Here is a 4,449-nt window from a genome sequence, read left to right on the forward strand (position 1 = left end):
GCTTGCTACTACCCATGATGATTTGCAAGACCGACGACACGGCGGCAGGGCAACCTCAGCTGGGACGACAGTACCTTACCGTGATGGAAGTCGGCGGCGCGTACGCGCACCGCTTCTTCGCGCTCCTTGCCTTCCTCGAGCTGCGAACGTTGATCATCACGGACATCGACAGCGTGACACCTAATCCGCAGGGCAAGCGCGTGGCTACACCCGTGGCGACGGGCACCTTCACCAGTAACGGGTGTCTAAAGGCGTGGTTTGGTGACGACGTCACGCCGCAAGAGCTCATTGCCAAGGCGCCGGCGGACAAGATACTGGACCTGCGGCGGGTGGCTTATCAGGTACCTGAAGCGAATGGCGATCCGTGTGGCCGGAGCTTTGAGGATGCGTTCATTCTAGCCAATCCCGCGCACTTCCCGTTGGACGGAGCGGATCGCGCTAAAGCGGCCTATCAACTGGCGAGTGAGCAAAAGAAATCCGCCTTTGCGCTAACGCACGCGATCGACCTTCTGGACTGGCAGGTGCCGCGTTATATTGCCGAAGGTCTGCGCTGGCTAGCGGAAAAGCCGGCCCCGGTCGGGGGCGGCACACCGGCGGCCGCTGTTCCTCACGTCGCGCCTGTGGCAGGGGACGCCAACCATGCCTGAGGTTGCCGAGACGCCGGCGGATGCGGCCGGCCGAATTGCCCTGGAACGCATGTTCGACTGCCTTGACCAAGGTCGCAGCTTCAGGCTCGAGGCCGGTGCGGGCGCAGGAAAAACGTATTCGCTCGACAAGGCGCTCCGACGTCTGATCGATCAGCGTGGCGTGGAATTACTGCGTCGCGGCCAGCAAGTTGGTTGCATCACGTACACCAATGTCGCCAAAGACGAGATCATCTCGCGGACCAAGGCGCATCCCGTCGTCCGTGCGGAGACGATACACGGATTCTGCTGGTCAATCCTGCAGGACTTCCAGATGACACTCCGCAGCCTGGTGCCAGAACTCGAGGGCTGGGCCGAGCGCCTGGAACCGGTTGGCGCCATCGGTACTCGCCGCGTTCATTACGAGCTGGGGTACCCAGGGGTTAGGGAAGACGAGGTCACCCTGCGTCACGACGACGTCTTGGCCTTGATGGTCAAAATGCTCACCTATTCGAAATTTCGTGCCGTACTCACCGCCCGTTATCCGATTCTTCTAATCGACGAGTATCAGGACACTGACGCAGCCTTCATCGGCGCTATCAAGGCTTGGTTCCTCGACACAGCTTCGGGTCCTCAACTGGGCCTGTTCGGCGACCATTGGCAGAAAATCTATGGCGAAGGGTGCGGCCTGGTTGACCATCCCGCACTCGTCGTGATCGACAAAAACGCCAACTTTCGCTCCGTGAGGGCGATCGTTGATGTCCTTAATCATATGCGACCAGCGCTCGCGCAGCTTGTAAGCGATCCGATGCTGCCCGGTCAGGCGCGGGTATTCCACACCAACCGCTGGACCGGGGTGCGGCGCACCGGGCAGGGGGGAGGGCACTGGACGGGTGACACCAGCCCTGAGGCGGCCAATGCCTACTTGAGTTTAGTGAAGAACATGCTTACAGCAGACGGCTGGGACCTGTCCGTGGCCAACACCAAAATTCTCATGCTGACCCACGGCGTGCTGGCACGCGAACAAGGTTACGCGAGCATTCCTCCCATATTCGGGCAATTCAACGATCCCTGGTTGAAGAAAGAAGATCCGCATATTAAGTTTCTGACTGATCAGCTGGAACCAGCGTGCGCCGCATTTTCCGCCAGGCGATATGGTGCAATGTTCGAGAGTTTAGGCGCGTCGACTCCCAAGGTACGGCGGCACGCGGACAAGATCGCATGGTCCCAAGCCATGGAGGCATTGATCGCGCGTCGCGAGCACGGAACGATCGGTGATGTCGTGGACTTCGTAGCCGCAACTCCACCAATGCGATTGCCTGAGCCGGTCGAGGAAGTCGAGCGGCAACTGGCCCACATCGGGGTGCAACCGGTTGACGGTGAACCACGCCGGGTCAGTCAACTACGCAAATTGCGCCAAGTGCCGTACGCCGAATTGATGGCCCTTGATCAGTTCATCGATGGACACACGCCTTTCGCTACCAAACACGGGGTAAAGGGCGCGGAGTTCGAAAACGTACTCGTGGTCGTTGGCAGAGGCTGGAATAAGTACAACTTTGGCCAAATGTTGGAGTGGTTCCAAGCGGGCGTGCCGCTCGATAAGACCGATGCCTTCGAGAACAACCGCAATCTGTTCTACGTGGCATGCTCGCGACCGAAGACTCGTCTCGCCGTCCTTTTCACGCAGCTGTTGAGCGGGGAGGCCCTGGAACGACTTACGGGCTGGTTTGGGCCAGAGGGTGTGATCGCACTGCCGAGCGATCCGATCGCGCGCCCGGCCTAATAAACGTTGCCCCGGGCGTGCCCCTGGTTGTTGTCGCCTGCCTTGGGACCTCCGTTGACCTACGATTGCGAGAGGTTGGCGAGGGTAATTACGGCTTCGCCTAGAACGCCTGTGGAGGCGCTCGCGGACGATCCGGAGGGCGTGATGGCTTAGGGCACAGCGTCTTTGCGGCCCCTTCTTAGCCTCGAGCTTCATTTAGCTGGCCGACGATTACCCTCAGTTCGAGTAAAGCTTCGTCGATTGCCATCGGCAAAAAATACGATGATTACCATCAGTTCTCGACTAAAAGTTCGAGAATTACCTTCATCGGGATGGGACTTGGACCCAATCAGCGGTGGAGTAAAGATCGAACTTCTCACAGGTCGTTGTGGCAGCGTTAAAAGCGGTGCCGAACCGGCGAAAAGGTTCGAGATTTAGCACCTACACCTAGAGCTCTAAAAAGATTGAACTTCAGTTCCGTCTCTCGGAGAAGTAATTTTCGATTGTTTCGCAGAGCGTTAGATGCTTGCTAAATTCAGCCCGTTTGAGGCCGAAACGGTCAACGTTTAGTTCCGCAGACTATTCGTCGTGACGCTGGCCCAAACCTAGCGGTCGTCGGAGCGAGTGGCCTAAGGTTAGGCGCTGGAGTGGCACAGACTTACTCCAGATACGGCCGAGACTTAAATGACGCAGTCAGGCCGCACCCAGTCGATCCGTAACAGCCTTAGTCCGCGATCCGTCACAAGGTTAGTGGGGCGACCTGCAGAGCCGGGGAATAGGCTGACGCGGCCATCCACATATTCGCATAATGTATATTATGTCAAATGTTGAATTGAGTAACGAGGGGGGGGGCTTCTCGGCTTTCTGTCGTCATGTCGGCTACCTCTCTTTGGTGACACATTGCCGGTAAACCGTGTCATCCCACCTTATTACGTCACGTTCCATCTTTTCGATAACGCTAAACCGATGATTCTATGCATGTTCGAATGTAAGGCACTAGCGCCGAGATGGGACGTCAATTAGCACTTCAGCGTGCTGCTGGGTAATAAATTGGGTCCGGGCGCCAATTAGCGTCACAACCTCGCAAGATCACAAGATCACAAGCTGGTTTAAGCATAGATCTCTCATTCATGCGCAGAGGCTGGACGCGTGTCGGCACACGCCCACCATCACATTCATTAACGACGTCACCGGCGAGGCCATGGCCACGGACGCCCTAAGGTGTTCTACGGCTTTCTTGGCGCACGCGCTTCCGTTTTCCGGCTGCGTTTTGCAACTGCGTCGGCAACAACGGCGCCCTTTACTTTTGAACGTTGTGGCGCGACAGCCCGGACTTTGGTCAGCGCCTTCTCTAAAGCTGAAACAATGCCCGTGTAACGAGCCACCTCGTTGTCAGCCTTCCGCAATTGATCGCGTAACAGGTCGCAATCCGTCTGAAGCGTGACAACTGCGTTTTTATGCGCTCGCTCCAAGGTTTCAAAACGGTGTTGCCACTGCTTGGCGTCTTGTCGAGCGCGATCGATCTCTTGGTGAGCTCGATCTTCGACAGTCCGGAGATAGGCTTCCTGCTGCTCACGATCCCTTCGGAGTTCGCCATCTCGATCGCCGAGCTGCACGCGAAGTTCCTTGATTTCCAGGGCTTGCTGGTCGCCAATAGCCTGAAGACGGTCACGTTGCTGCACTAGGTCGGCACGCAGCGCCTGGTTGTCCTGTAGCTGAGTGTCGAGCGCCGCACGGGCGCGCTCGGCCAGCTCCAGAGCAGCCTTAGCCTTGGCGGTTTCGGCGTCGGCTGCCTGCAAACGGGTCTCCCAGCCCTCCTTCTCTCGAACCAACTCGGCGCGCGCCGATTCCAATGCGGTGCCTTCATTCGTGAGCCGGGCTGTGACTTCACGGTCGGCATGGTCAACGGCTAACCGCCATAGCTCGACCATCGCCTGCCCGACCGAATCAGGAACGTCCGGAAGGGCGTTTATCTCGCGTAACCGCTCACCGAGCCTGTTACGCCAGGCGTCAAGCATGCGCGTGACGGTGTTCGGCGAACCTGTACCGAGCGAGGCACGAATC

The 4,449-nt window shown here is 58.1% G+C and carries 3 protein-coding genes; 2 read left to right on the plus strand and 1 reads right to left on the minus strand.

What is annotated here, in order from left to right:
- A partial coding sequence (locus AC1DVF_RS28460) for a TOPRIM nucleotidyl transferase/hydrolase domain-containing protein (protein WP_477783541.1) occupies positions 1–647 on the plus strand: 647 nt, incomplete at its 5' end.
- Complete coding sequence (locus tag AC1DVF_RS28465; protein WP_477783542.1) at positions 640–2,406, plus strand: UvrD-helicase domain-containing protein; 1,767 nt, start codon at positions 640–642, stop codon at positions 2,404–2,406. The genes AC1DVF_RS28460 and AC1DVF_RS28465, both read left to right, overlap by 8 nt.
- Before the next feature lie 1,205 nt (positions 2,407–3,611).
- Here AC1DVF_RS28465 and AC1DVF_RS28470 read toward each other — a convergent pair.
- A partial coding sequence (locus AC1DVF_RS28470) for a DNA-binding protein (protein WP_477783543.1) occupies positions 3,612–4,449 on the minus strand: 838 nt, incomplete at its 5' end.

It is taken from the genome of Pseudomonas sp. P4_D7 (assembly GCF_056401755.1).